This is a genomic window from Micrococcus endophyticus, assembly GCF_014205115.1.
GTDB classification, from domain to species: domain Bacteria; phylum Actinomycetota; class Actinomycetes; order Actinomycetales; family Micrococcaceae; genus Micrococcus; species Micrococcus endophyticus.
Window position 1 is genome coordinate 2,447,566 of record NZ_JACHMW010000001.1, and the last position, 22,526, is coordinate 2,470,091.

Consider the following 22,526-nt stretch of genomic DNA (forward strand, 5'->3'; position numbering starts at 1 on the left):
CCCTCACCCTCGCCGCCGGTGCGGTCCTCGCCGCCCGACTTCCCGACGTCGGCGCTCGCCTCCCCGACGCGGCCGGCGGTCTACGGGGCGGTGCTGGCCGCCCTCGGCCTCGGCGGCCTGGTGGGCTCGCTGGTGGCCGGCGGAACGTCGGCGCCCCGGCGGTTCCTGCCCGCCATGGTGACCGCCTGGGCCCGCGCCTGCCTGCCGCTGGCCCTGCCCGCGTGGACGTCGAGCCCGTGGATCATCGGGGCCGGGCTGATGCTCTACGGCGCCGGCATCGGGGTGGGCATGGTGATCTGGGGGACCGCGCTCCAGACCCACGTGCCGCTGGTGCTGGCCGGGGTGCTGGCCGCGGCCGGGCAGCTGCGCTCCGAGGATGTAGAGATGCAGCCAAGATTTCACACGACACGCGGTGGACACTTCCGACATCCGGTGAGGAACCCTGAGGTGTGGAAAGTAAGTGCGCCCGTCTCCACCTCCAGAGTTTCCAAGGGTGGGCGGGCCGAGGTGTCACGCGGAGTCGGGGGAGTCCGGGCCTGCGTCGCCGTGAGCCTCGGACGATGGGCGTTTGGATGTGCGGTTATAGACAGATGACTCCCACTCCTGCCCACCGGGACTTCTCCACCACACCCGCTTATGCGAACCGGGTCTGACGTCATGGGGCGTCAACGGCGCGTTTCGGGTCGGGTGCCACTGCGCGGCCAGGTCCGGGCGGAGGTCTGCCAATGACAGCCCAGGCTGGGGGCGGGATCGTGCTGCTCCGGCGCGCGCTTTCCCGCAGTCCGGGCAGCCAAGGGTCTGACGTCGAGTTCGCTGCCCGACGACAGCCTCCCATTCGGCACCGCAGAGACTGCAGAGCCACCACGCGGATGCGTTCCGCGCATTCGCCACGTCCGCCGGTGTCAGGCCGCCATTCTTTGATGGATGCCACGGCCGATCCTGCGCTCGGCGTCGGCTTTCTTCGCGGCGGATGCTCGAGACGCCCACAGCGCTGATCGTGGACTACATCGACGAACACAAGCACGAGTTCGGTGTCGAGCCGATCTGCGCCACGCTGTCCGCGGCAGGCACACAGATCGCACCGAGCACGTACTACGCGGCCAAGACGCGCCCTCCTTCAGTGCGCAGCCTGCGCGATGAGCAGGTGCTCGTGGAAATCCGGGGGGTGCATGAGGCCAACTACGGGGTCTACGGGGCCCGGACGGTCCACGCGCAACTGCGGAGGGAGGGCCTGCAGGTGGCCAGGTGCACGGTGGAGCGGCTCATGCGAGCCGCAGGCCTGCGCGGGATCAGCCGCGCGAAGGGACCGAGGACCACGGTCCCAGGCCGCGGCCCGGATGAGCGTCAAGACCTGGTCCAGCGAGACTTCACCGCGGCGGCTCCGAACCAGCTGTGGGTCGCTGACATCACCTACTGCCGCACTTCCAGCGGATGGGTGTACGCCGCGTTCATCATCGACGTGTTCTCCCGACGGGTGCTGGGCTGGCAGCTGTCGAAGTCGTTGCGCACGGACCTGGCCCTGGACGCGTTGGAGATGGCGTTCTGGACGCGTCAGCGCGCAGGCCAAGACGTGGCCGGGCTACGGCATCACAGCGATAAAGGAGTCCAGTACGTCGCCGTGCGATACACCCAGCGGCTCGCCCAGGCCGGCGCAGTCGCCTCAGTCGGCTCGACGGGGGACTCGTATGACAATGCCCTCGCGGAGGCGTTCAACTCGCTGTTCAAGGCGGAGCTGATCCGGAACAAGGGGCCATTCAAGTCCATCGAGGACCTGGAGATCGCGGTCGCGGAGTACATCGACTGGTTCAACCATCGTCGTGTGCACGGCGAGATCAGGCTGGTCCCTCCGGTCGAGTTCGAGGACGTCTACCATCATGAGAACCCCGTGCCGGCGCCCGCCGGGACGGCACTTACGAGCCTCTAACAAACCCGGGGCGATTCATGACTTACTGTCTCGAGCCGTCGAAAAGCACATGTTCGGGACGAAGATGCGCTCGGTCATCAAGCTGCCCGGGGATGGGGTGGGCTCCGTCGTGGAGCAGCAGTTCGGGCTCGCCCGTCAGATCCTCGTTACCGGGCTGGTGCCCATCATCGAGCCCGAGGTGGATATCCGCAGCCCCCGCAAGGCCGAGGTGGAGGACCAGCTCAAGGCGGCAATCCTCGCCCAACTGGACAAGCTCGGAGACGACCAGTCGGTCATCCTCAAAGTGACGCTGCCGGAGCGGGCGGACTTCTACCGCGAGTTCGTGGACCATCCCCGAGTGATCCGCGTCCTGGCCCTGTCGGGCGGCTATACCCGGGCCCAGGCCACCACCCTGCTGGCCCGCAACCACGGCGTGATCGCCAGCTTCTCCCGCGCCCTGACCGAAGGGCTGAGTACGGCCCAGAGCCCAGCGCAGTTCAATGCGGTGTTGGATGAGGCCATCAACGCGATCGCGACGGCCTCTCGCACCTGACCGGAGGCCATAGGACCGCTGCGGTAGTCCGCGGCCGCCGAAGCGGTGTCCGACCACCCCCCATTCCTGGGGCCGGGCACCGCCTCAGCGGCGTCTGCCGCGCAGTTCAACGGGCAGCCACCGAGGAGCGCACGAAGTCCTGGCGCACCCCCAAGGCGCGGTCGGTGCGCCGGATGGACTCGCCGCCGTCGTCGACGGTTCCGGTGAGGGCCCGGATCGCGTCGATGTTCTCGGGGACGACGATCGCCTGGTTGTCCACCGTGTAGGTGTAGTACAGCTCGTTGCCGTCCACGGTGAGGATGTCTTCCCAGAGGGCCACCTCATACATATCACCCCGGGGCCGGCCCAGGTCCTCCATGAGTTCCACGGTGCTATTGACCGCCACGACGCCGTCCGAGCGCCGGACGAAGGCGATCCGCGGCATCGCCCGGAACGCCTCCAACACCTCCTGCTTCTCGGCCGGGCGGGTGAGCTCGATCGTCCAGTAGTGCAGGTGGTTCTGAGTGTGGGCTCCCTTGGCGGCCATGGTGACCACGTCCAGGTCCGGGACCACCGACTGGGCGTCGGGCCCCTGATGGCTGGGGATTCGGCCCTCGGGGACGATGGTGTTCATGATCCCGGAATGGTCCGATTCCCACGGATCGGTGGCCCGGCGGATGAGCACCCCCCGGGCCTTGGACAGCAGTCCGACGTCCTTCAGCGCGGTAAGGGCCCGGACGGTGGCGGTGGTATTGCAGGACACCACCCGGGTGCTGTCCCGGCCCAGGGCGGTGGCGTAGTTGGCGTGGGCGACGAAGGAGTGGCCGGTGAGATCGTGCTTCTCCCCGCCCTGGAACACGGATTTGACCCCGTGGGCACGGTAGAGCTCCAGGTTGCCGGCGCCCACCTGGGCCGGGGTGCAGTCCACCACGACGTCAACGTTCTCGAGCAGGTCGTGCAGGCCTCCGACGACGGGAAGGCCGGCATCCGCCATCACCGGTAGGGCCTGCTCGGTAGAGGCGTAGACGGGGATGCCCTTCCCGGCCGCAGTCGCGATCCGGTAGTCAGCGATGACGTCACTGACTCCGACCAGCGCCATGTCCTCCTGGGCCCGGACCGCGTCGGCGACGCGTTTGCCGATGACCCCGTACCCGTTCACCGCGACCTTGATCTTGCCCTGCATGCTCGTCTCCTTTCCTGGAGGACCTGTTCCGGTTTCGGGGTCTATCGCCAGCCGCGTCTCACCGGATGCCCGCAGCGGACGACGGTGCTCAGAGCTTGTCGAGCATCTGTTGCATTTCGGTGATCTCGGCCTCCTGGTCGGCGATGACCTGCTCGGCGAGCTGCACGGCCTGCGGGTTTTGGCCGTCCTTGGCCTCGTCCTTGGCCATGTCCACGGCGCCCTTGTGGTGGGCGGTCATCTGCTCCAGGTACAACCGGGCGGCCTCGGTGCCCTGGGCCTGGTCGAGGGCGGTCATGTCCTCCTCGGACATCATCCCGGACATCCCGCCGTGGTCCATGCCCTCCATACCGTCCATGCCGTCCGTGTCCACGGGGTCTTGGCCCCAGGCGGTGAGCATGGAGTTCATGCGCTTGATCTCCGGCCCCTGGGCGTCGATGACCTTCTGGGCGAACGCGGCCACCTCCGCCGGGACGTCATCCTTGGCCAGCAGCATCTCGCTCATCTCAACGGCCTGCTGGTGGTGCGGGATCATCATTTGGGCGAACATCACGTCCGCGTCGTTGTGCTCGGCGGAGACCTCCTCAGCCGAACCGGTCGCCGTGGTGGACGGTGTCGCGGTGGCCGTGGCCGCAGGGGTGGCGGCCGGGGCGGAGCTGGTCGCAGTGGCCGAGGCCTCAGCGCCGGCGTTCTCGTCCTGGGCGCCGGTGCCGCAGGCGGTCAAGGTCAGGGCGGAGGCCAGGGCCAGGGCGGTCAGCGTCATGGTGCGTTTCATGGTGGGTCCTTCCACAGTGGGTTGAGGGTTCATATCAGAGTTCGCGCCAAGAGGCGCGATCAGGAGGTCGCGGGTTGAAGGGCAGCCTCCGGCCGGGGGGCGCCGAGGGGGGCCAGGTGGCCCGGGTCCAGGTTGATCCGGCGCAGCAGTTGGGCGTTGAGGGCGACCACGATGGTGGAGGCGGACATCAGGATCGCGCCCACCGCGGGGGAGAGCACGAACCCGATCGGGGCGAGCACGCCGGCGGCCAGCGGCACGGCGAGCACGTTGTAGCCGGTGGCCCACACCAGGTTCTGGATCATCTTGGTGTAGCTGGCCTGGGAGAGCTCGATCATCGACAGCACCGCGCGGGGGTCGTTGCTGGCCAGCACAACGCCGGCGGACTCCATGGCCACGTCGGTGCCGGCGCCGATGGCGATGCCGACCTCGGCCCGCGCCAGTGCCGGGGCGTCGTTGACGCCGTCGCCCACCATGGCCACGGACAGTCCCCGGGACTGCAACTCGGTGACCTTGGTGTCCTTGTCCTGGGGGAGGACCTCGGCGAAGACCTCGTCGATGCCCAGGTCCGCCCCGACGGCCTCGGCGACCTGGCGGGCATCGCCGGTGATCATCGCGACCTTGATGCCGCGGGCGTGCAGGGCGGCCACGGCGGCCCGGGACTCGGGGCGGACCTTGTCCTCCACGGCGACCGCGCCGATAACGGACCCCTCGCGCAGCACGTGCAACACCCCGGCCCCGCGCGCGGTCCAGGAGGCGGTGTGCTCAGTGATCTCCGCCGGCATGGTCAGGTTAAGCTCGCGCAGCATGTTCGGGCCCCCGACGAGGATCTCGGAGCCGTCCACGGTGGCGCGCACCCCGCGGCCCATGGCAGCACTGAAGTCCGTGCCGCGCTTGCGCAACGTGCTGGCCTGCGGGTGCTGCCCGGCGGCGGTGACGATGGCCCGGGCCACGGGGTGCTCGCTGTCAGCCTCGGCCGCGGCGGCCACCGCCAGCAGTTCTGCCTCGGACACGCCGGGCATCGCGGTGACGGCGGTGACGACGTGGGCGCCCTCGGTCAGGGTGCCGGTCTTGTCGAACAGGACCACGTCGATGGTGCGCATCCGCTCCAGGGCCATCCGGTCCTTGATCAGGACCCCGGACTTGGCGGCCTTCTCCGTGGAGAGGGCGATCACCAGCGGGATGGCCAGGCCCAGGGCGTGCGGGCAGGCGATGACCAGCACGGTCACGGTGCGGGTGACCGCGTCGGTGGGCTGGCCGATCGCGGTCCACACGATCGCGGTGATGATCGCCGCAACCAGGGCGAACCAGAACAGCAGGGCCGCCGCCCGGTCCGCCAACGCCTGGGCCCGGGAGGAGGACTCCTGGGCGTCGGCGACCATCCGCTGGATCCCGGCCAGGGTCGTGTCGGTCCCGACGGCGGCCACCTTCACCCGCACGGTGTTGTCGGTGGCCACGGTCCCAGCGACCACCGTGTCCCCGGCCTGGCGCAGCACGGGCTTCGACTCGCCGGTGATCATCGCCTCGTCGAACTCCGCGGCGCCCTCGAGGATGGTCCCGTCGGCCGGCACCCGGGCCCCGGCCCGCACTAGCACCACATCGCCCACGGCCAACTCGGTGATCGGCACGGTGATGGTGTCACCGTCCACGACCTTCTCGGCCTCCTCCGGCAGCAGCGCCGCCAGCGCGTCCAAGGCGGAGGAGGCCGCGCCCAGGGCGCGCATCTCCATCCAGTGGCCCAGTAGCATGATGACCACCAGCAGCGCCAGCTCCCACCAGAAGTCCAGCATCAGGTCCCCGATGCCCAGGGTCGTGACCCAGGAGGCGACGAAGGCCACCGTGATGGCCATCGCGATCAGCAGCATCATCCCGGGCTGGCGGGCGCGCAACTCGGTCAGCCCGCCCTTCAGGAAGGGCATGCCGCCATAGAGGTAGATCACGGTGCCCAGCACCGGGGCGATCCACGCCGAGCCCGGGAACTCGGGGACGTGGTAGCCCAGCAGCTGCCCGACCATGTGGCTGAAGAACACCACCGGGATGGAGAGCACCAGTGAGACCCAGAACCGGTTCTTGAACATCGCGGTGGAATGCCCGGCGTGCTGACCGTGGTCGTGGACCTGGTGGTCCTCGTCCAGGGCCGAGTGGGCGTGACCCTGGGGCATGGCCTGCCCGTGGGTGGCCGCGTCCGCGGGGTGGTGGGCGGCATGGTCGGTGTGGTTGGCGTGGCCGGCGTGGGGGTTCGGGTCTGGGTGTTCGGCGGTCTGGTCGGTGGGGTGATCGTGGTGGTGCGGGGTGCTCATGGTGTTCCTTCTGCTCGGCGGTCTGTTCGGCGACCGGCTCGGCGGTGGGGCGCCGACCTCGAGGGGATGGGTCGGTTAGATCCGGACGCGGTAGCCGGCCGCTTCGATGGCCGTCCGCACGGAGTCCGCGGAGGCGGGCCCGGTCACGGTGACGGGGGAGGCCCCGCCGGCGACCAGTTCGATCCGGACATCGTCCACCCCGTCCAGGGCGCTCACGGCCTCGGCGACGGAGCCCACGCAGTGTCCGCAGGTCATGCCCTCCACCTGGTAGGTCGCGGCACCGGCGCTCGTCCCGGTTGGGTCGGCACTCTGGTGCCCGGCGGGGGCGGTGGCGTCGGCGGCTGGGGCGCAGCACGAGCAGCCGTTGGTGGCCCCCGGCAGCGGGGTGCGGGCGGATTCGGTCATGACGGTCTCCTTCAGGTCTGAGGGCGGCGCCGGACGGCACCTCTCCTCTTGGTATATACCCCCCGGGGGTATCATTCAAGGGGTGGAGCGCCGGTGTTCACGGTGGATGAACGGGTGCGCCGGTAGGTGGGCTGGTCGGGGGGCTGCTTGGTGGGCATGTCGATGGTGAACGTCGCCCCGGCCGTGGTGGAGGTGGCGCTCAAGGTGCCGCCGTGGGCCTGGATGAGAGCTCGGGAGATGGCCAGGCCGACCCCGGAGCCGCCGTGGTCACGGTCGCGGGCGGTGTCCCCGCGGTAGAAGCGTTCGAAGACGTGCGGCAGGTGCTCGGGAGAGATCCCCTCCCCGGTGTCGGTGACGCTGAGCGTGACCCCGGACGGGCTTTGTCGGGCCTCGAGGGTGACCCGGCCCCCGGCCGGGGTGTGGCGCAGGGCGTTGGTGAGCAGGTTGCCCAGGACCTGGCCCATGCGCTGGCGGTCCACGTCCACGGCCAGGCCCGGATCGGCGTCCATGGTCAGGGCCACGCCCTTGGTGGCGTAGGCCTCCTTGTGGGCCTCGGTCGCGGCATGCAGCAGCCCGCTGACCCCTTGGGGGCTGCGGTCCAGTTCGATCCGGCCCTCCTCGGCGCGGGAGACGTCGTTGATGTCCTCCACCAACCGGGTCAACCGGGCCAGCTGCTCGCCCATCAGCTCACCGGTGGGCTCGTCCCAGTGGGACACCCCGTCTTGCAGGGCCTCGTGGTAGACGGTCAGCACGGAGACGGGGGTGCGCAGCTCGTGGGCCAGGTCCGAGAGCATCCGTCGACGGGTGTCCTCGGTGCGCTGAAGCCGTGCGGCCATGGTGTTGAAAGACCCTGCCAGCTCCTCCACCTCGGTGCCGGCGCCCATGGCCGGCACGCGGGTGTCGTACCGTCCACCGGCCATGGCCTTGGCCGCCTGGGTCAGGGCGTTGATCGGACTCTGGATCCGGCGGGCGACATGCCAGGTCAATGACAGACAACAGAGCAAGGCCGTGGCCAGGGCCACGCCCAGGGTCCAGAAATTGGCGTCCCGGTAGGCCTGCTCCACGTGCAGCATCTGGGCTGCATCGTGTCCGGCCCCGGCCTGTTCCAGGTGCTCGTGGAACAGTGGTGGGCCGGCCAGGGAGGCCACCACCACCGCGGCCAGCACGCTGGCCCCCACCACCAGCAGCTGGGAGAGGAAGAACCGGGCCGCTAATCCTTGGTAGCGCCGCCGGCCGGTCATTGCTCCGCCATCCGGTAGCCGACCCCGCGGACGGTGTCGATATAGCGGGCCGGGTCCGCGTCGAGCTTGCGGCGCAGGTTCTTGATGTGCACGTCCACGAGCCGTTCATCGCCCACCCAGGCCGGGTCCCAGACGATATCGATCAGCTGGCGCCGGGAGAAGGCCTGGTGCGGGCGCCCCGACAAGGCGGCCAGCAGGTCGAACTCCGTGCGCGTTAGTTGCACCACCTGGCCCGACACGCGGGCCTCGTGGGCGGCCAGGTCGATGACCAGGTCACCGCAGACCCGTTCCGGTTCGGGGGCTGACACCGTTGTGCGCGGCCGGCGCATGACCGCCCCCACCCGGGCGACCAGCTCCCGGACGCTGAAGGGTTTGGTGATGTAGTCATCGGCCCCCACCGCCAATCCCTCCAACCGGTGGTGCTCATCGCCGCGGGCGGTGAGCATCAGCACATAGCACTCGGAGAAGGCCCGCACCCGCCGGCACACCTCGATCCCGTCCAGCCCGGGCAGGCCCAGGTCCAGGACCATCACGTCGGGCTCGTGAACCCGGGCGGCCTGCACTGCGGCCGGGCCGGTGTGGGTGAGGGCCACCTCGTAGCCGGCCCGCTCCAGGTAGGTGGCCACCATGCGCGCCAGCGGCTTCTCGTCATCGACCACCAACACCCGGCCGGCCGCCGGACCAGTCCCAGTGTCAGTCCCAGTGCCAGTGCCAGAGTTCATGGGTCCAGTCTCGCTCTGTCTCGCGCCCCGGCGGCTCAGAACGGTGCCGGGGCGGGGAATCTTCATCGAATCTTCAAGGCAAACCGCCCCATCCCCGCGCGTCACCGGCCGACAATGGTAGAAGCCCCGCCTTTTGGCCCGGGGCGGAAAGGCTCCATGACCCCCCTGACCCGCAGAACCCTGATCGCCGGCGGGCTGACCCTGCTCGGCGCTGGCACCCTCACCGCCTGCGCCGCGCCGAACCCCGCGACATCCCCGGCGGCCGGCACCGGCACGCAGGGCACCGGCACGGCCATCACCCACGTCCATGCCCTCACCCGGGACCCCGAGTCCGGTGAGGTGCTGCTGGCCACCCACCAGGGCCTGTTCCGGCTCCAGGACGGGGAGCTGACCCAGGTCGGTCCGGTCGTGGACTTCATGGGCTTCACCCTGACTCCCGAGGGCCGTTATCTGGCCTCCGGTCACCCCGCGCCGGGCACCGACCTGCCCGAGCCGCTGGGCCTGGCCGAGTCCACCGACCGGGGCCAGAGCTGGACGGTGCTCTCCCGCGGCGGCGCATCCGATTTCCACGCCCTGGCCGCCGGCCCGAACGGGGTCCTCGGCTTCGATGGGCAACTGCGCGCCAGCACCGACGGCCTCACCTGGCAGAGCCTTGAGATCCCCGTTGCCCCGGCATCGCTGGCGATCTCCCCCCAAACCGGGACCGTGCTGGCCACCACCGAAACCGGCATGTTGCGCTCGACCGACCACGGCGCGACCTGGACCACCCTGGACACCCCCCAGCTGATGCACCTGGTCGCCTGGGCCGATGACACCACCGCCGTGGGCGCCGGCACCGAGGGACACCTGCTGACCAGCACCGACGCCGGCGACACCTGGACCGCCAGCGACCGCCCGGTCGGCACGGCCACCGCCCTGGGAGCGGGCATCACCGACGACGGGCAGACCGAAGCACTGCTGGTCGTCGGCTCGACCGTGCTGTCCACCACGGACGGCGGGAACACCACCGAATCGCTGCTGTGACCTCCCCCCGCCGCCCCCTGTCCGGCTGGCCCGCCCTTCGAACCGTTCTGGGCACCCTCGTGTTGATCCTGGGCCTGCTCGGGATGCACGCTGGTACGGGTGAAGCGCACTGGGTTTCGTTCCGATCCAACTGAAGGAGAATCGGAACATGCCCAAGAAGTACACCCCCGAGCTGCGTGAGCGCGCCGTGCGGATGGTCCTGGAACGCCAAGCCGCTGAGGGAGGCCCGCGTTCGCATTCCATCCGAGCCATCGCCCCGCAGGTCGGAGTCGGTGAAGAGACGCTGCGGATGTGGTGCAACCGCCACGGCCACGAGGTAGCACCGGTGCCTGCTGGCGAGAGTCCGGCGGAGGAGATCCGCAGGCTCAAGCGAGAGCTCGCCGAGGCCCGCCGGGCAAACGAAATCCTCAAGGCCGCCTCGGCTTTTTTCGCCAGGGAACTCGACCGCCCCACGACGAGATGATCCGGTTCATCGACGAACACCGCGATCGTTTCGGGGTCGAGGCCATCTGCCGCACCCTTGGTGCGACAGCGCGTGGGTTCATCACCTCTCGCGGCTACCGCGCCGCGAAGAGACGGCCTGCCTCCGAGAGGGCTCTGCGAGACGAGCTCCTCATCGAGGAGCTCGAGCGGATCCACGCGGAGAACTACAGCGTCTACGGGGTCCGGAAGATGCACCAGGCGATGGCCCGGGCCGGCTGGCAAATCGGGCGCGACCAGACCGCCCGGCTCATGCGGGCCGCCGGTCTGCAGGGAGTGCGGCGGGGCCGCAAGCCAATCACCACGCGACCGGCATGTGAACCGGATGCTCGTCCTGATCTCGTTGAGCGCCGATTCGCCGCTGAGCGTCCTCACCAGCTGTGGGTCGCTGACATCACCCATGTGCGTATTCTCGGCGGGTTCTGCTACGTCGCGTTCATCACCGACGTCTTCACCCGCCGGATCGTGGGGTGGGCCGTGTCAGCCAGTCTGCATACCCAGGGGCTGCCGCTGCTGGCCCTTGAACATGCCCTCCTGAGCACTGGTGCCAGCCGGGGCCGGGAAGGCCTCGTCCACCACTCAGACCGAGGCGCCCAGTACGTCAGCTTGGCCTATTCGGACGCGCTGATCGCCGCGGGGGTGAGCGCTTCGGTGGGCACCGTGGGCGACTCCTATGACAACGCCCTCGCCGAGACCGTGAACGGCCTCTACAAGGCCGAGCTCATCCATTCCAAGCGGGTGTGGGAGTCCGTCGAAGAGGTGGAACTGGCCACGATGGGGTGGGTGCACTGGTGGAACACTGCCCGCCTCCACGAGGCCCTCGGGTACTGCACTCCCGCGGAGGTCGAGGCGACCTACACTCACGACCAGGACTCAGCGCCCGTTGCGTCCTGACCTCGGAACGAAACCCAGGGCGCTTCACGTACTCGGCGCCGGCGGTGGCACCCCCAGATGGAGCCCGCGGTGTGTGTCACAGCGTGCCGCACCGGTCGGTTCCGGCAGTCCGCGGCGAGGCGGCGGGAGCCGGGGCACGTGGTGTTGCGGAAAGGGTGGGGACTAAGTGGCGCTGCGGAGCTCGTCCCAGAGGGCCTTCACTCGGGTATCGATGGCGTCGACGATGGCGCGCACGCCGTCGGGGGTCTCTGCGGCGGGGTCGGCGATCTCCCAGTCGAGGTAGCGCTTGCCCGGGTAGACCGGGCAGGCGTCCCCACAGCCCATGGTGATGACGTAGTCCGCGGCCCTCACCACATCATCGGTCAGCGGCTTCGGGTACGCCCCGGACAAATCGATCCCGCGCTCGGCCAGGGCCTGTACGACCAGGGGGTGGACCTCGGAGCCGGGCAGGGACCCCGCGGAGCGGACCTCCACCTTATCCCCGGCGTGGTGGGTGAGCAGGGCCGCGGCGATCTGGGAGCGGCCGATGTTGTGCACACACACGAAGAGCACCTGCGGAACCGGGGAGGCGATCTTGCCCTCGGACTGGGCCAGGGCCCGCAACCGGTTGTCGGCGAAGTGGCTGGCCGTGGAGGCCAGGTAGGTGCGCACCTTTGCGGTGCGCGAGAGGGTGGCGTAGGACTCGAAGACGTAGCGTTCCACGGTCTCCGGGGAGAAGACCCCGGCGTAGCGTTCGGCCAGGTGCTCGGCGGAACGCTGCAACACGTGGGTGTCCAGGGTGGTCGGCTCAGACATGACGGCTCCTCAGGGTCAGCGGGCTGGTCAGCAGCAGGTGGCGGCCTGAACCGGCAGCAATACCGGCAGTCTGGACGCGGGTGCGGGCAGGGTTTGGGGGGCCGGGGCGCAACAGCCCTGGTCGGCGGTGTCGGCGGCTGTGGCGGGGGCCGGGGCGTCGCAGGATCCGCCGAGGTCGGTGGAGCAAACCCCGGTCTCGGGCAGCTGCAGCTCGACGTTGTCGGCGGCGGTGCGGTCTCCGGCCAGGGCGGCGGCGATGGAGCGGACCTGCTCGTAGCCGGTGGCCATCAAGAAGGTCGGGGCCCGCCCGTAGCTCTTCATGCCCGCGATGTAGAAGCCCGGCTCCGGGTGGGCGAGCATCTTCTCCCCGTGCGGGGTGACCGAACCACAGGAGTGGAACTCCGGATCGATCAGCGGGCCCAACTGGCGGGGAGCCTCCACAGCCGGGTCCAGCTCCAGCCGCAGTTCCGAGAGCATGCCCAGTGCAGGACGGAACCCGGTGGCCGGCACCACCACGTCCACGACCAGATGTTCCTTCCCGGCCGGGGTGGAAGCCTGCACCATCATCCCCAGACCGGTGGTGGTGAAGGCGGTGATGGTGAAGGAGGGGTGCACCTGGATGGTCCCGGTCTCCACCAGGTGGCGCAGCCGGGTGCCCAGGGCGCCGCGGGCGGCCAGCTCGTAGCGGTCCTCCCCGCCATAGACCCGGGCGACGTCGGCCGAGCGGACCGCCCAGGAGATTCGGGTGCCCGGGGTGTCCTGGGCCAGGGTGCCGAGCTCGAGCAGGGTGTTGGCTGCCGAGTGCCCGGCCCCGACGACCAGCACATGCTGACCGGCGAACCGGGCCTGGTCGGCGCCGAGGACGTCCGGCAGCGGGGCGGTGATCTGCCCGGCGGCAAGGGCCTCGGCTTCGCCGGGAGCGGGCAGCCCGGCCTGGCCCAGCGGGTTCGGGGTGGTCCAGGTGCCGGAGGCGTCGATCACCGCGCGGGCGTGAACGTCCTCCACGGCGCCGTCCGCGTGGGCGACTCGGACCAGAAACGGGGTCTGGGCCCGGCCGGTGGTGCGGGTCTTGTCCATCCCGGCCCGGGACACCGCGACGACCCGGGCCCCGGTGCGGATCCGGGGGGCCAGGGCTTCGGTGGCGGCCAGCGGCTGAAGGTACTGCTCGACGAGCTCAGCCCCGGTGGGCAGGGCCTCCGGGTCCGGGGCGGTCCAGCCTCTGGTCTCCAGCAGACGGGCGGCGGCGGCGTCGACGTTGTACCGCCACGGGGAGAACAACCGGGTGTGGCCCCACTCCCGGATCGCCGCCCCGACCACGGGGCCGGCTTCCAGGACCAATGGGGTCAGGCCGCGCTCGGCCAGGTGGGCGGCCGCGGCCAGGCCCACGGGGCCGGCCCCGATGACGACGACCGGCAGGCCGTCGGTGTCCGCGCCAGTGGTGTCAGCCATGGGTGGGTTCTTCGACGAGTGCGGTGGCGATGCTGTAGGCATCGTGCAGGGCGGCCAGGTAGCGTTCGGCGTCCAGGGCGGCGGCACAGCCGGTGCCGGCGGCGGTGATGGCCTGGCGGTAGCGGTGGTCCACCGCGTCCCCGCAGGCGAACACCCCGGACAAATTGGTGTGGGTGGTGCGGGCGTCCACGACGATGTACCCCTCGTCATCCAGGTCCAGCTGCCCGGCGACCAGTTCGGTGCGCGGCAGGTGCCCGATGGCCACGAACACCCCGGTGGCGGCCACCTCACGCGTGTCCCCGGTGATGGTATCGGCCAGGGTGACCCCGGTGACCTTGTCGGTGCCGTGGATGGCGGTCACGGCGCTGTTGTAGGCGAAGCGGATCTTCTCGTTGTCCTTCGCCCGGGCGGCCATGATCTTCGAGGCCCGCAGGGCATCCCGGCGCACCACGACGGTCACGGACTTTGCGAAGCGGGTCAAGAACAGGGCCTCCTCCATAGCCGAGTCCCCGCCGCCGACCACGATGATGTCCTGCTCGCGGAAGAAGAACCCGTCGCAGGTCGCACACCAGGACACCCCGTGCCCGCTGAGCTTCTTCTCCTCGGGCAGGCCGAGTTCCCGGTAGGCCGAGCCGGTGGCCACGATCACCGCCGGGGCCCGGTACGTCTTCCCGGCCAGGGTGGTGACCTCCTTCAGATGCTGCTTGAGCTGCACGGTGTCGGCGTCGTCGTACTCGATGACTGCCCCGAACCGGGCGGCCTGTTCGGCCAGTCCGGCCATCAGCTCCGGTCCCTGGATGCCGCCGGGGAAGCCGGGGAAGTTCTCCACCTCGGTGGTGTTCATCAGGGCCCCGCCGTGGGTGACGGAGCCGGCGATGACCCGGGGGGCCAGTCCGGCGCGGGCGGCGTAGATCGCGGCGGTGTACCCGGCCGGACCGGACCCGATGATGATCAGCTGGTCCGTGGCCTGCTCAGTGCTCGTGGTGTCCGTGCTCGTGGTGCTCATGGAGTGGTTCGCCTTCAGTTCGCGGTGGACTCGGCCGGGAGCAGTTCGGTGATGAGCTGCTGGATGCGGGTCTTGATCTCGTCGCGGATCGGGCGCACGCCCTCGACGCCCCGGCCGGCCGGGTCGTCCAGCTTCCAGTCCTCGTAGCGCTTGCCCGGGAAGAACGGGCAGGCGTCGCCGCAGCCCATGGTGATCACCACGTCGGAGTCCTTCACGGCCTGCTCGCTGAGCACCTTGGGCTGGTTCGCACTGATGTCGATGCCCTCCTCGGCCATGGCCTCCACGGCGGCAGGGTTCACGGTGTCGGCCGGGGCAGAGCCGGCGGAGCGGACCTCGATCCGGCCCCCGGCCAGATGCTGCAGGTAGGCGGCGGCCATCTGGGAGCGGCCGGCGTTGTGCACGCACACGAACAGCACGCTGGGCTTGGTGGTCTCCGGGGTGGTCTCTGCGGTCATCAAGTCATCCATTTCAGTCAGGAGGTGAAGGGCGAACGAGGGATCAGGAGGCGGGGCTGCCGGTGAGTTCGGTGAGCAGGGTCCGCACGCGGGCGTCGATGTCGTCGCGGACCAGGCGCATCCGTTCGATCCCCTCGATGCCGCGGGTGGAGGGCTCATCGGTGTGCCAGGTGACGATGGTCCCGGCCATCCCGTCCACCGGCTCGACCCTGGCCTCGTCGCCGAGCACGACGACCCGGTCCACCCGGGCCAGCAGGTCCGGGTCGATGGGCTTGGGGTGCCCGGCGGACATGTCCGCCCCGGCCTCGGCGATCACCTCAGCGGACAGGGCGTTGATCGACTTCCCGGGCTTGGTGCCGGCGGAGTGGACCTGAACGGCGCCGGCGGCGTGGTGTTCCATCAGGGCCGCGGCCATCTGGGACTTGCCCCCGTTCTTGGCGCAGACGAACAAGACGGACGGCCGGGAGGCGGACTCTGGGGTGGTCACTGGTGGTCTCCTGTCGGGGGGTGCGGGTTCAGGCGCGATGCGCGGCGGCGGCCTGGGGTCGGGCGGGGACGGTGGGGTCCCCGGGGAAGAGCTTGCGTCCGGCCCACAGGGAGACGTAGACCAGGCCGACGAGCACGGGGACCTCGATCAGGGGTCCGACGACGCCGGCCAGGGCCTGGCCGGAGGTGACCCCGAAGGTGCCGATCGCCACGGCGATGGCCAGCTCGAAGTTGTTGCCCGCGGCGGTGAAGGCCACGGTGGTGGACTTGGCGTAGTTCAGGCCCACGGCCTTGGAGGCGATCAGCGAGATGGAGAACATCAGCACGAAGTAGGCCAGCAGCGGCAGCGCGATCCGGGCAACGTCCCAGGGGTTGGAGGTGATGGCCTCGCCCTGCAGGGCGAAGAGCAGCACGATGGTGAACAGCAGCCCGTACAGGGCCCAGGGCCCGATCCGGGGCAGGAACCTCTCCTCGTACCAGGTGCGCCCCTTGGCCCTCTCGCCCAGGAGGCGGGTCAGGAAGCCGGCCAGCAGGGGGACGCCGAGGAAGACCAGGACACTGAGCACGATCGCCCACACGGAGAAGTCGGCGCTGGTGGTGGGCAGGCCCAGCCAGGACGGCAGCACCTGGAGGTAGAACCAGCCCAGCGCGCCGAAGGCGACGACCTGGAACACGGAGTTGATGGCCACCAGCACGGCGGCGGCCTCCCGGTCGCCACAGGCCAGGTCGTTCCAGATGAACACCATGGCGATGCACCGGGCGAGCCCGACGATGATCAACCCGGTGCGGTACTCGGGCAGGTCCGGCAACAGCATCCAGGCCAGGGCGAACATCAGCGCCGGACCGACGATCCAGTTCAGCACGAGGGAGGTGATCATCAGCCACTTGTCCCCGGCCACCCGATGGGCCTCGTCGTAGCGGACCTTGGCCAGTACCGGGTACATCATCACCAGCAGGCCGATGGCGATCGGCAGGGAGACCTCCCCGATCTTCACCGCCTCCAGGGCGGTGTTCAGCCCGGGGACGAAGCGTCCCAGCAGGAGGCCGGCTGCCATGGCCAGCAGGATCCATCCCGGGAGCCAGCGGTCCAGGAAGGACATCTCCTTCAGCACCGGCTGGTGCGGGGCGGGTGCGGTGGTGCTGACGCTCACGGGTAACCCATCTGTTGTATCGACTGATATCGATACGGACACTACATGGGCATATCGATGTCCGTCAATGTAGGATGGGGTGATGGTCGCGACAACTACTATTCCCGCCCCCGAGGACACCGACCGCCCCAAGGGTGACGACGCTCTGGGGTCGGTGGCGTGTTGTTCCCTGTCGGCCGGTCCGATCGACGCCGCGCAGGCCCAGCGCGCCGCCGGGATGTTCAAGGCCCTGGCCGATCCCATGCGTCTGCGCCTGCTGTCGCACGTGGCCGCCCAGGGTTGCGCTGCGGTGTGCTCGTGCGACCTCACCGAGGAACTCGGCATCAGCCAGCCCACCGTGAGTCACCACATGAAGAAGCTCGTCGAAGCCGGACTGCTCACCCGCGAACAGCGCGGGCGGTGGGCGCACTACACCGTGGTCCCGGCGGCCTTCGCCGAGCTGGGCCGGATGCTGGAGCTGGGTTGACCCCGCCCGCACCGTCAGCAGACCCGACAGCGCAGTCCGTGATGGCCGGTGCGGTCGACGTCCTGGTGATCGGGGCAGGCCAGGCCGGGCTGGCCGCCGGGTTCTACCTGCACCGGATGGCCCGCGACGCCGCCCGGGGCCGCGGCGGCCCGGCGCCCAGCTTCGCGATCCTGGACGCCAACGAACAGCCCGGTGGGGCCTGGCAGTACTACTGGGACACCCTGGAGTTGTTCTCCCCGGCGGACTATAGTTCCCTGCCCGGCTACCGGATGCCGGCCTGGACAGGCCCAGGTAATCCCTCGGCCGCCCATGTGGTGGACTACCTGCGCGCCTACGAGGACCGCTACGGGCTGCCGGTGCACCGGCCCGTCACCGTCCACGCCATCGAGGATCACCCCGACGGCGGCTACCTCACCCGCACCGACCGGGGCACCTGGACCAGCCGGGCGGTCATCAACGCAACGGGCTCTTGGCGCCGCCCCTTCGTCCCGAGGATGCCCGGTGCGGAGGATTTCACCGGCTCCCAATTGCACACCACCGGCTATCGCGGACGGGAGCCCTTCGCCGGGCAACGGGTCGTGGTGGTCGGCGGGGGCAACTCCGGTGCGCAGATCGCCGCCGACCTGCTCCCGGCCGCCGCCGAGGTGACCTGGGTGACCCGCCGGCCCCCGCGCTACCTGCCGGACGACGTCGACGGCCGGGCCCTGTTCGCCCTGGCCACCGGCCACGTCCAGGCCACCCGCCGCGGTGAACCCAGCCCCGGCGGGGTCGGCTCGCTCGGCGACATCGTCGCCGTGCCCCCGGTCCGCCAGGCCCGCGACGCCGGCCGCTTGCAGGCCCAGCCGATGTTCTCCGGTTTCACCCCCACCGGTATCCGCTGGGACGACGGCCGGAAGCTCGAGGTCGACACGGTGCTCTGGTGCACCGGTTTCCGTCCAGACCTGGCCCACCTCCGGCCCCTGCGCCCGGCGATGGAGGGCACCGTCCCGGCCACCGCCGGTGACCCGCCCACGCGCTCTCGCGACCGGGACGGGCTGTTCTTCCTGGGCTACGGGGACTGGTGCGGCCCGGCCTCGGCCACCCTGATCGGCGTCGGGGCCCCCGCCCGGGCCACCGCCACCGCGGCGGCACGACACGTCCTGTCCGGGGGCTGATGGAGCCCGGCTGCTCCCGGTGGTGCTCGTAGACGGGGCGATTCCCCGATTCCCATACACTGGTTTCTATGAGTTCTCCGTTGCCCGATTTCGGTGTGCCCGTTCCCGCAGGTCCGGGCCGACTGGCCCCGGATCGGGCCGCTGCGGAGGACCTGGCTCGGCTGCTGCGCGCCTTGGCCGATCCCACCCGGATCCAGTTGCTGGCCCTGATGCACGGCGCCGGCCCCGAGGGGGCCACGGTCAAGGAACTCACGGATGCGCTGACGTGAAGCGCCCTGGGTTTCGTTCCGAGGTCAGGACGCAACGGGCGCTGAGTCCTGGTCGTGAGTGTAGGTCGCCTCGACCTCCGCGGGAGTGCAGTACCCGAGGGCCTCGTGGAGGCGGGCAGTGTTCCACCAGTGCACCCACCCCATCGTGGCCAGTTCCACCTCTTCGACGGACTCCCACACCCGCTTGGAATGGATGAGCTCGGCCTTGTAGAGGCCGTTCACGGTCTCGGCGAGGGCGTTGTCATAGGAGTCGCCCACGGTGCCCACCGAAGCGCTCACCCCCGCGGCGATCAGCGCGTCCGAATAGGCCAAGCTGACGTACTGGGCGCCTCGGTCTGAGTGGTGGACGAGGCCTTCCCGGCCCCGGCTGGCACCAGTGCTCAGGAGGGCATGTTCAAGGGCCAGCAGCGGCAGCCCCTGGGTATGCAGACTGGCTGACACGGCCCACCCCACGATCCGGCGGGTGAAGACGTCGGTGATGAACGCGACGTAGCAGAACCCGCCGAGAATACGCACATGGGTGATGTCAGCGACCCACAGCTGGTGAGGACGCTCAGCGGCGAATCGGCGCTCAACGAGATCAGGACGAGCATCCGGTTCACATGCCGGTCGCGTGGTGATTGGCTTGCGGCCCCGCCGCACTCCCTGCAGACCGGCGGCCCGCATGAGCCGGGCGGTCTGGTCGCGCCCGATTTGCCAGCCGGCCCGGGCCATCGCCTGGTGCATCTTCCGGACCCCGTAGACGCTGTAGTTCTCCGCGTGGATCCGCTCGAGCTCCTCGATGAGGAGCTCGTCTCGCAGAGCCCTCTCGGAGGCAGGCCGTCTCTTCGCGGCGCGGTAGCCGCGAGAGGTGATGAACCCACGCGCTGTCGCACCAAGGGTGCGGCAGATGGCCTCGACCCCGAAACGATCGCGGTGTTCGTCGATGAACCGGATCATCTCGTCGTGGGGCGGTCGAGTTCCCTGGCGAAAAAAGCCGAGGCGGCCTTGAGGATTTCGTTTGCCCGGCGGGCCTCGGCGAGCTCTCGCTTGAGCCTGCGGATCTCCTCCGCCGGACTCTCGCCAGCAGGCACCGGTGCTACCTCGTGGCCGTGGCGGTTGCACCACATCCGCAGCGTCTCTTCACCGACTCCGACCTGCGGGGCGATGGCTCGGATGGAATGCGAACGCGGGCCTCCCTCAGCGGCTTGGCGTTCCAGGACCATCCGCACGGCGCGCTCACGCAGCTCGGGGGTGTACTTCTTGGGCATGTTCCGATTCTCCTTCAGTTGGATCGGAACGAAACCCAGTGCGCTTCAGTCCCTGACAGCCTCGATCCACCCGTGCCAGCGGGCCCCCGGGTCCTGCCGTGTGCCGCGGTCGACCACGGTGAACCTCGCCGCGGTCATCACGCCCGCGAGCTCGTCGACCGGCCAGTACCACGCCGTGGTGACGGCGTGGTCGAAGGCCTCCAGCTGGTCTGAGGCGAAGAAGCCCAGCAGCAGTGACCCGCCAGGGCGCAGCGCCTGGTGCGCGCGCTCCAGGAGGGCAGGCATCTCCACCGGCGGCGTGTGGATGATTGAGTACCAGCCCAGGATCCCGTTGAAGGCGGCTACGGGCAGGGTCTGGAACGAGCCCGATTTCACGCGTACCTCCGGGTGGGTTCGGTGTGCGTGGGTCACGAACTCTTCGACCGGCTCGATGCCCGTCACGTCATGGTCCAGCGAGGCCAGGTGTGCGGTCCAGTGGGCCGGCCCGCAGCCGACATCGGCCAGAACCCCATCCACCCGGTCGGCCCAGGCTTCGACCAGGAGCCTGTCGTCCTCGGCCACGGCGTCCATGGTCCCCAGCAGCTCCGTGTACTCGGCCGCGCGGGCGTCATAGGCGGCCGGGCTGGTGGAAAGTCCTTCCCGGGCGGTGTCGTCAGGGGTCACCGCTGCCCCTCCGCCGGCGCGAGGATCTGCCAGAGCTCGTGGTCCTGCCAGCGGCTGGCGATCCGCAGGTACTGCGGAGCTAGGGCGTGTCTGATAATGCTTCGAGGGTTTGGCTAAGGCCCTGGATCCATTCTCAGACACGCCCTAGGTCGCGGGCGAGTACCGCCGGGTAGCTCGGGCCCTCGAGGAGTGTCATGAGGATGCGGGAGCGGGTCGGGTCGGCCATCGCCCGGCCCAGCCGGTTCATCACGTCCAGCCGCGAAGCAATAGTCAGCATGCGCTGACCATACAGAACCTGCTGACCTCTCGTGTGTGGCTCCCGCTGCTGATATCTGCATAGGTGTATGGTCGTGGCATGAGTGTGACGCCGTTGGATTCGTGTCAGGTCACCGCCGTCCATCCGGAGAAGGTGGCGCTGACCCGGGAGAGGATCCCCGACGAGCGCGAGGCCGGCAGGTTGGCCGGGCTGTTCAAGCTCCTGGGGGACCCGCGCCGTGCCCGGGTGCTGTATGCGTTGCTGGAGGCCGGCGAGCTGTGCGTGTGTGACCTGGCGGCGTCGGTCGATGTCGCGGAGGCGTCGGTGTCCCAGGTGCTGCGGGTGCTGCGTACCGCTGGGGTGGTCGAGAACCGCCGGGAGGGGCGGATGGTGTACTACCGCCTCGCTGACGGGCATGTGCGGATGCTGCTGGACGTCTCCCGTGAGCACGCCCGCCACGAGGGGCAGGGCTGATGGGGGCGGGACACAGCCATGCCCCGGCGACCGGGCATGCCGGTGGCCGCTACCGTCGGCGGCTGGCGGGGGCGTTCGCCCTGACGGCGGGCTTCTTCCTGATCGAGCTGGTCGCGGGGCTGGTGTCGGGGTCGTTGGCGCTGCTGTCGGATGCCGGGCACATGGCTGCCGATGTGGTGGTGCTGGGTGCGGCGCTGCTGGCGACGCGCATCGCGAGCCGGCCGGACTCCACGGGGCGACGCACCTATGGCTCCTACCGGGCCGAGGTGTTCGCCTCGGCGTTGGCGGTGCTGGCGATGCTCGCGGTCGGGGTGTACGTGGTGGTCGAGGCCATCAGCCGGCTGGGCGACGCGCCGGAGGTGGCCTCCGGCGCCATGCTCGCGGTCGGCTTCGCCGGCCTGGTGATCAACATCATCTCCATGCTGCTGCTGCGCAGCGGGGCCAAGGACAGCCTGAACGTCAAGGGCGCCTACTACGAGGTGATCGCCGACGCCGCCGGGTCGGTGGGTGTCATGGTCGCCGGCGTGCTGATCATCCTCACCGGCCAGCCGATCTGGGACGTCGTGGTCGCGGCGCTCATCGCGGTCTTCGTCATCATCCGGGCGGTGGTTCTGGGCAGGCAGGTGATCGCGGTGCTGGGCCAGCACGCCCCGGAAGGGGTGGACCCGGAGGACGTCGCCGGTGACCTGGACGCGGTCGAGGGGGTGGAGGAGGTCCACGACCTGCACCTGTGGACCCTGACGTCGGGGATGAACGTGGCCACGGCCCACCTGGTCGCTGACCAGGGCGCGGACCACGGCGCCGTGCTTGCCGGCGCGCGCCGGGTGCTGCGCGACCGTTACGGTATCGCCCATGCCACCTTGCAGGTGGAGGGCGCCGGCAGCGACGGCTGTCACGACCTGAGCTGGTAGCACTCGGCACGGAAGCCCGCTCGCGAGAGCCGCACATGCTTGAGCAACGTCTTAGGAGCGCGCGATGACCGCGAAGCACGGCAAGGGCCCCGGGCCGGACGAGGGCCAGCGGCCGGCCCGGCGCGGGGTGGTGCTCACCCTGCTGGGGATCGGTCTGGTCGCCGCGGCTTACGTGGTGACGATCGTGGTCATGGTGGTGCGGTGACGCGGCCCAAACGGACCGCGGCCTCATGGCGGCGCCGCAAGGCGGTCATCGCGTCGTCCAGTGCTGTCCTCGTCGGGTCGAGCA

At 69.9% G+C, this 22,526-nt stretch carries 26 protein-coding genes and 1 pseudogene; 11 read left to right on the forward strand and 16 right to left on the reverse strand.

What is annotated here, in order from left to right; all coding sequences use genetic code 11:
• Positions 1-18 precede the first annotated feature (18 nt).
• Entirely contained in the window at positions 19-594 is a 576-nt protein-coding gene (locus tag HDA33_RS13060) for a hypothetical protein (RefSeq protein ID WP_338104368.1), read from the forward strand.
• Here the strand turns inward: HDA33_RS13060 and HDA33_RS13110 are convergent.
• Positions 511-987, reverse strand: a complete 477-nt coding sequence (locus tag HDA33_RS13110; RefSeq protein WP_184173321.1) for a zinc-ribbon domain-containing protein — start codon at positions 985-987, stop codon at positions 511-513. The two genes, HDA33_RS13060 and HDA33_RS13110, sit on opposite strands and share 84 nt — an antisense overlap.
• Here HDA33_RS13110 and HDA33_RS11325 point away from each other — a divergent pair.
• Both HDA33_RS11325 and HDA33_RS11330 read left to right on the forward strand, forming a co-directional pair.
• Positions 971-1,924 (forward strand): IS3 family transposase, encoded by a 954-nt coding sequence (locus tag HDA33_RS11325; protein WP_184173323.1) that lies wholly within the window; start codon positions 971-973, stop codon positions 1,922-1,924. The two genes, HDA33_RS13110 and HDA33_RS11325, sit on opposite strands and share 17 nt — an antisense overlap.
• A 49-nt stretch (positions 1,925-1,973) precedes the next feature.
• Positions 1,974-2,456: a beta/alpha barrel domain-containing protein gene (locus HDA33_RS11330; protein ID WP_017488143.1), complete on the forward strand. Its 483-nt coding sequence runs from the start codon at positions 1,974-1,976 to the stop codon at positions 2,454-2,456.
• A gap of 106 nt (positions 2,457-2,562) precedes the next feature.
• Here the strand turns inward: HDA33_RS11330 and HDA33_RS11335 are convergent, their stop codons facing one another.
• The 6 genes from HDA33_RS11335 to HDA33_RS11360 form a co-directional block, all read right to left on the reverse strand.
• Positions 2,563-3,618, reverse strand: coding sequence for a type II glyceraldehyde-3-phosphate dehydrogenase (locus HDA33_RS11335; RefSeq protein WP_184173324.1), 1,056 nt, complete (start codon positions 3,616-3,618; stop codon positions 2,563-2,565).
• Between the two features lie 88 nt (positions 3,619-3,706).
• Positions 3,707-4,390 carry a DUF305 domain-containing protein gene (locus HDA33_RS11340; protein WP_002854313.1) on the reverse strand — a complete coding sequence of 228 codons (684 nt, stop codon included), beginning with the start codon at positions 4,388-4,390 and terminating at the stop codon, positions 3,707-3,709.
• A 59-nt stretch (positions 4,391-4,449) separates the two neighbouring features.
• Positions 4,450-6,687, reverse strand: a complete 2,238-nt coding sequence (locus HDA33_RS11345) for a copper-translocating P-type ATPase (RefSeq protein ID WP_144824176.1) — start codon at positions 6,685-6,687, stop codon at positions 4,450-4,452.
• A gap of 75 nt (positions 6,688-6,762) precedes the next feature.
• Positions 6,763-7,092 carry a heavy-metal-associated domain-containing protein gene (locus HDA33_RS11350; RefSeq protein ID WP_184173326.1) on the reverse strand — a complete coding sequence of 110 codons (330 nt, stop codon included), beginning with the start codon at positions 7,090-7,092 and terminating at the stop codon, positions 6,763-6,765.
• Positions 7,093-7,163: 71 nt separating this feature from the next.
• Positions 7,164-8,333 (reverse strand): HAMP domain-containing sensor histidine kinase, encoded by a 1,170-nt coding sequence (locus HDA33_RS11355; RefSeq protein ID WP_184173328.1) that lies wholly within the window; start codon positions 8,331-8,333, stop codon positions 7,164-7,166.
• Positions 8,330-9,055 (reverse strand): response regulator transcription factor, encoded by a 726-nt coding sequence (locus HDA33_RS11360; protein WP_017488138.1) that lies wholly within the window; start codon positions 9,053-9,055, stop codon positions 8,330-8,332. The genes HDA33_RS11355 and HDA33_RS11360 overlap by 4 nt, the downstream gene beginning before the upstream one ends.
• Before the next feature lie 156 nt (positions 9,056-9,211).
• On the opposite strand from HDA33_RS11360, the gene HDA33_RS11365 reads away from it, so the two are divergent.
• Together HDA33_RS11365 and HDA33_RS11370 are read left to right on the forward strand one after the other, a co-directional pair.
• Complete coding sequence (locus HDA33_RS11365; RefSeq protein WP_184173329.1) at positions 9,212-10,078, forward strand: F510_1955 family glycosylhydrolase; 867 nt, start codon at positions 9,212-9,214, stop codon at positions 10,076-10,078.
• Between the two features lie 148 nt (positions 10,079-10,226).
• A protein-coding gene (locus tag HDA33_RS11370) for an IS3 family transposase (protein ID WP_184173331.1) occupies positions 10,227-11,452 on the forward strand; the annotation gives its coding sequence in 2 pieces (ribosomal slippage) (positions 10,227-10,500 and positions 10,500-11,452; 1,227 coding nt in all).
• 162 nt (positions 11,453-11,614) lie between these two features.
• On the opposite strand, the gene HDA33_RS11375 is transcribed toward HDA33_RS11370, so the two are convergent.
• The 6 genes from HDA33_RS11375 to arsB are packed head-to-tail and all read right to left on the reverse strand — an operon-like array spanning position 11,615 to position 16,794.
• Positions 11,615-12,247 (reverse strand): arsenate-mycothiol transferase ArsC, encoded by a 633-nt coding sequence (locus HDA33_RS11375; RefSeq protein ID WP_184173334.1) that lies wholly within the window; start codon positions 12,245-12,247, stop codon positions 11,615-11,617.
• Between the two features lie 27 nt (positions 12,248-12,274).
• Positions 12,275-13,696 carry an FAD-dependent oxidoreductase gene (locus HDA33_RS11380; protein WP_184173336.1) on the reverse strand — a complete coding sequence of 474 codons (1,422 nt, stop codon included), beginning with the start codon at positions 13,694-13,696 and terminating at the stop codon, positions 12,275-12,277.
• Positions 13,689-14,702 (reverse strand): thioredoxin-disulfide reductase, encoded by a 1,014-nt coding sequence (gene trxB, locus HDA33_RS11385; protein WP_158493944.1) that lies wholly within the window; start codon positions 14,700-14,702, stop codon positions 13,689-13,691. Before trxB ends, HDA33_RS11380 begins: the two co-directional genes overlap by 8 nt.
• Positions 14,703-14,716: 14 nt before the next feature.
• Positions 14,717-15,157, reverse strand: a complete 441-nt coding sequence (locus HDA33_RS11390; RefSeq protein WP_017488131.1) for an arsenate reductase ArsC — start codon at positions 15,155-15,157, stop codon at positions 14,717-14,719.
• 43 nt (positions 15,158-15,200) lie between these two features.
• Entirely contained in the window at positions 15,201-15,644 is a 444-nt protein-coding gene (locus HDA33_RS11395) for an arsenate-mycothiol transferase ArsC (protein WP_017488132.1), read from the reverse strand.
• A 28-nt stretch (positions 15,645-15,672) separates the two neighbouring features.
• The gene (gene arsB, locus HDA33_RS11400; RefSeq protein ID WP_420826921.1) at positions 15,673-16,794 is read right to left on the reverse strand and encodes an ACR3 family arsenite efflux transporter; all 1,122 of its coding nucleotides are present in this window, start codon (positions 16,792-16,794) and stop codon (positions 15,673-15,675) included.
• A gap of 82 nt (positions 16,795-16,876) precedes the next feature.
• Here arsB and HDA33_RS11405 point away from each other — a divergent pair, with 82 nt between their 5' ends.
• The 3 genes from HDA33_RS11405 (at position 16,877) to HDA33_RS11415 (ending at position 18,683) form a co-directional block, all read left to right on the forward strand.
• Entirely contained in the window at positions 16,877-17,260 is a 384-nt protein-coding gene (locus HDA33_RS11405) for an ArsR/SmtB family transcription factor (RefSeq protein ID WP_246416954.1), read from the forward strand.
• A 41-nt stretch (positions 17,261-17,301) separates the two neighbouring features.
• Positions 17,302-18,414, forward strand: coding sequence for an ArsO family NAD(P)H-dependent flavin-containing monooxygenase (locus tag HDA33_RS11410; RefSeq protein ID WP_184173944.1), 1,113 nt, complete (start codon positions 17,302-17,304; stop codon positions 18,412-18,414).
• Positions 18,415-18,482: 68 nt separating this feature from the next.
• Positions 18,483-18,683 (forward strand): hypothetical protein, encoded by a 201-nt coding sequence (locus HDA33_RS11415; RefSeq protein ID WP_158508148.1) that lies wholly within the window; start codon positions 18,483-18,485, stop codon positions 18,681-18,683.
• A 24-nt stretch (positions 18,684-18,707) separates the two neighbouring features.
• On the opposite strand, the gene HDA33_RS11420 is transcribed toward HDA33_RS11415, so the two are convergent.
• From HDA33_RS11420 to HDA33_RS11430, 3 genes and pseudogenes are all read right to left on the reverse strand, one after another.
• Positions 18,708-19,933, reverse strand: a protein-coding gene (locus HDA33_RS11420; protein ID WP_184173331.1) for an IS3 family transposase whose coding sequence is annotated in 2 segments (ribosomal slippage) — positions 18,708-19,660 and positions 19,660-19,933 — 1,227 coding nt in all. Because the reading frame shifts where the segments join, the coding sequence is not laid out codon by codon here.
• A gap of 45 nt (positions 19,934-19,978) precedes the next feature.
• Positions 19,979-20,596: a class I SAM-dependent methyltransferase gene (locus tag HDA33_RS11425; RefSeq protein WP_338104351.1), complete on the reverse strand. Its 618-nt coding sequence runs from the start codon at positions 20,594-20,596 to the stop codon at positions 19,979-19,981.
• Positions 20,597-20,741: 145 nt separating this feature from the next.
• Positions 20,742-20,873, reverse strand: a pseudogene (locus tag HDA33_RS11430) (ArsR family transcriptional regulator); the annotation flags it as partial.
• Between the two features lie 78 nt (positions 20,874-20,951).
• Between HDA33_RS11430 and HDA33_RS11435 the strand changes: the two are divergent.
• From HDA33_RS11435 to HDA33_RS11445, 3 genes are all read left to right on the forward strand, one after another.
• A complete protein-coding gene (locus HDA33_RS11435; protein ID WP_036334148.1) occupies positions 20,952-21,326 on the forward strand; it encodes an ArsR/SmtB family transcription factor in 375 nt (124 codons plus the stop codon).
• Positions 21,326-22,237, forward strand: a complete 912-nt coding sequence (locus HDA33_RS11440; RefSeq protein ID WP_002854089.1) for a cation diffusion facilitator family transporter — start codon at positions 21,326-21,328, stop codon at positions 22,235-22,237. The genes HDA33_RS11435 and HDA33_RS11440 overlap by 1 nt, the downstream gene beginning before the upstream one ends.
• A 64-nt stretch (positions 22,238-22,301) precedes the next feature.
• Positions 22,302-22,442, forward strand: a complete 141-nt coding sequence (locus tag HDA33_RS11445; RefSeq protein WP_002854087.1) for a hypothetical protein — start codon at positions 22,302-22,304, stop codon at positions 22,440-22,442.
• Positions 22,443-22,526 lie beyond the last annotated feature (84 nt).

Excerpts from the sequence above, each read along its gene's own strand:
- HDA33_RS11325 (WP_184173323.1), top strand. The coding sequence starts at position 971 with ATGCTCGAGACGCCCACAGCGCTGATCGTGGACTACATCGACGAACAC.
- HDA33_RS11330 (WP_017488143.1), top strand. The coding sequence starts at position 1,974 with ATGTTCGGGACGAAGATGCGCTCGGTCATCAAGCTGCCCGGGGATGGG.
- HDA33_RS11335 (WP_184173324.1), bottom strand. The coding sequence starts at position 3,618 with ATGCAGGGCAAGATCAAGGTCGCGGTGAACGGGTACGGGGTCATCGGC.
- HDA33_RS11340 (WP_002854313.1), bottom strand. The coding sequence starts at position 4,390 with ATGAAACGCACCATGACGCTGACCGCCCTGGCCCTGGCCTCCGCCCTG.
- HDA33_RS11345 (WP_144824176.1), bottom strand. The coding sequence starts at position 6,687 with ATGAGCACCCCGCACCACCACGATCACCCCACCGACCAGACCGCCGAA.
- HDA33_RS11350 (WP_184173326.1), bottom strand. The coding sequence starts at position 7,092 with ATGACCGAATCCGCCCGCACCCCGCTGCCGGGGGCCACCAACGGCTGC.
- HDA33_RS11355 (WP_184173328.1), bottom strand. The coding sequence starts at position 8,333 with ATGACCGGCCGGCGGCGCTACCAAGGATTAGCGGCCCGGTTCTTCCTC.
- HDA33_RS11360 (WP_017488138.1), bottom strand. The coding sequence starts at position 9,055 with ATGAACTCTGGCACTGGCACTGGGACTGACACTGGGACTGGTCCGGCG.
- HDA33_RS11365 (WP_184173329.1), top strand. The coding sequence starts at position 9,212 with ATGACCCCCCTGACCCGCAGAACCCTGATCGCCGGCGGGCTGACCCTG.
- HDA33_RS11375 (WP_184173334.1), bottom strand. The coding sequence starts at position 12,247 with ATGTCTGAGCCGACCACCCTGGACACCCACGTGTTGCAGCGTTCCGCC.
- HDA33_RS11380 (WP_184173336.1), bottom strand. The coding sequence starts at position 13,696 with ATGGCTGACACCACTGGCGCGGACACCGACGGCCTGCCGGTCGTCGTC.
- trxB (WP_158493944.1), bottom strand. The coding sequence starts at position 14,702 with ATGAGCACCACGAGCACGGACACCACGAGCACTGAGCAGGCCACGGAC.
- HDA33_RS11390 (WP_017488131.1), bottom strand. The coding sequence starts at position 15,157 with ATGACCGCAGAGACCACCCCGGAGACCACCAAGCCCAGCGTGCTGTTC.
- HDA33_RS11405 (WP_246416954.1), top strand. The coding sequence starts at position 16,877 with ATGGTCGCGACAACTACTATTCCCGCCCCCGAGGACACCGACCGCCCC.
- HDA33_RS11410 (WP_184173944.1), top strand. The coding sequence starts at position 17,302 with ATGGCCGGTGCGGTCGACGTCCTGGTGATCGGGGCAGGCCAGGCCGGG.
- HDA33_RS11415 (WP_158508148.1), top strand. The coding sequence starts at position 18,483 with ATGAGTTCTCCGTTGCCCGATTTCGGTGTGCCCGTTCCCGCAGGTCCG.
- HDA33_RS11435 (WP_036334148.1), top strand. The coding sequence starts at position 20,952 with ATGAGTGTGACGCCGTTGGATTCGTGTCAGGTCACCGCCGTCCATCCG.
- HDA33_RS11440 (WP_002854089.1), top strand. The coding sequence starts at position 21,326 with ATGGGGGCGGGACACAGCCATGCCCCGGCGACCGGGCATGCCGGTGGC.
- HDA33_RS11445 (WP_002854087.1), top strand. The coding sequence starts at position 22,302 with ATGACCGCGAAGCACGGCAAGGGCCCCGGGCCGGACGAGGGCCAGCGG.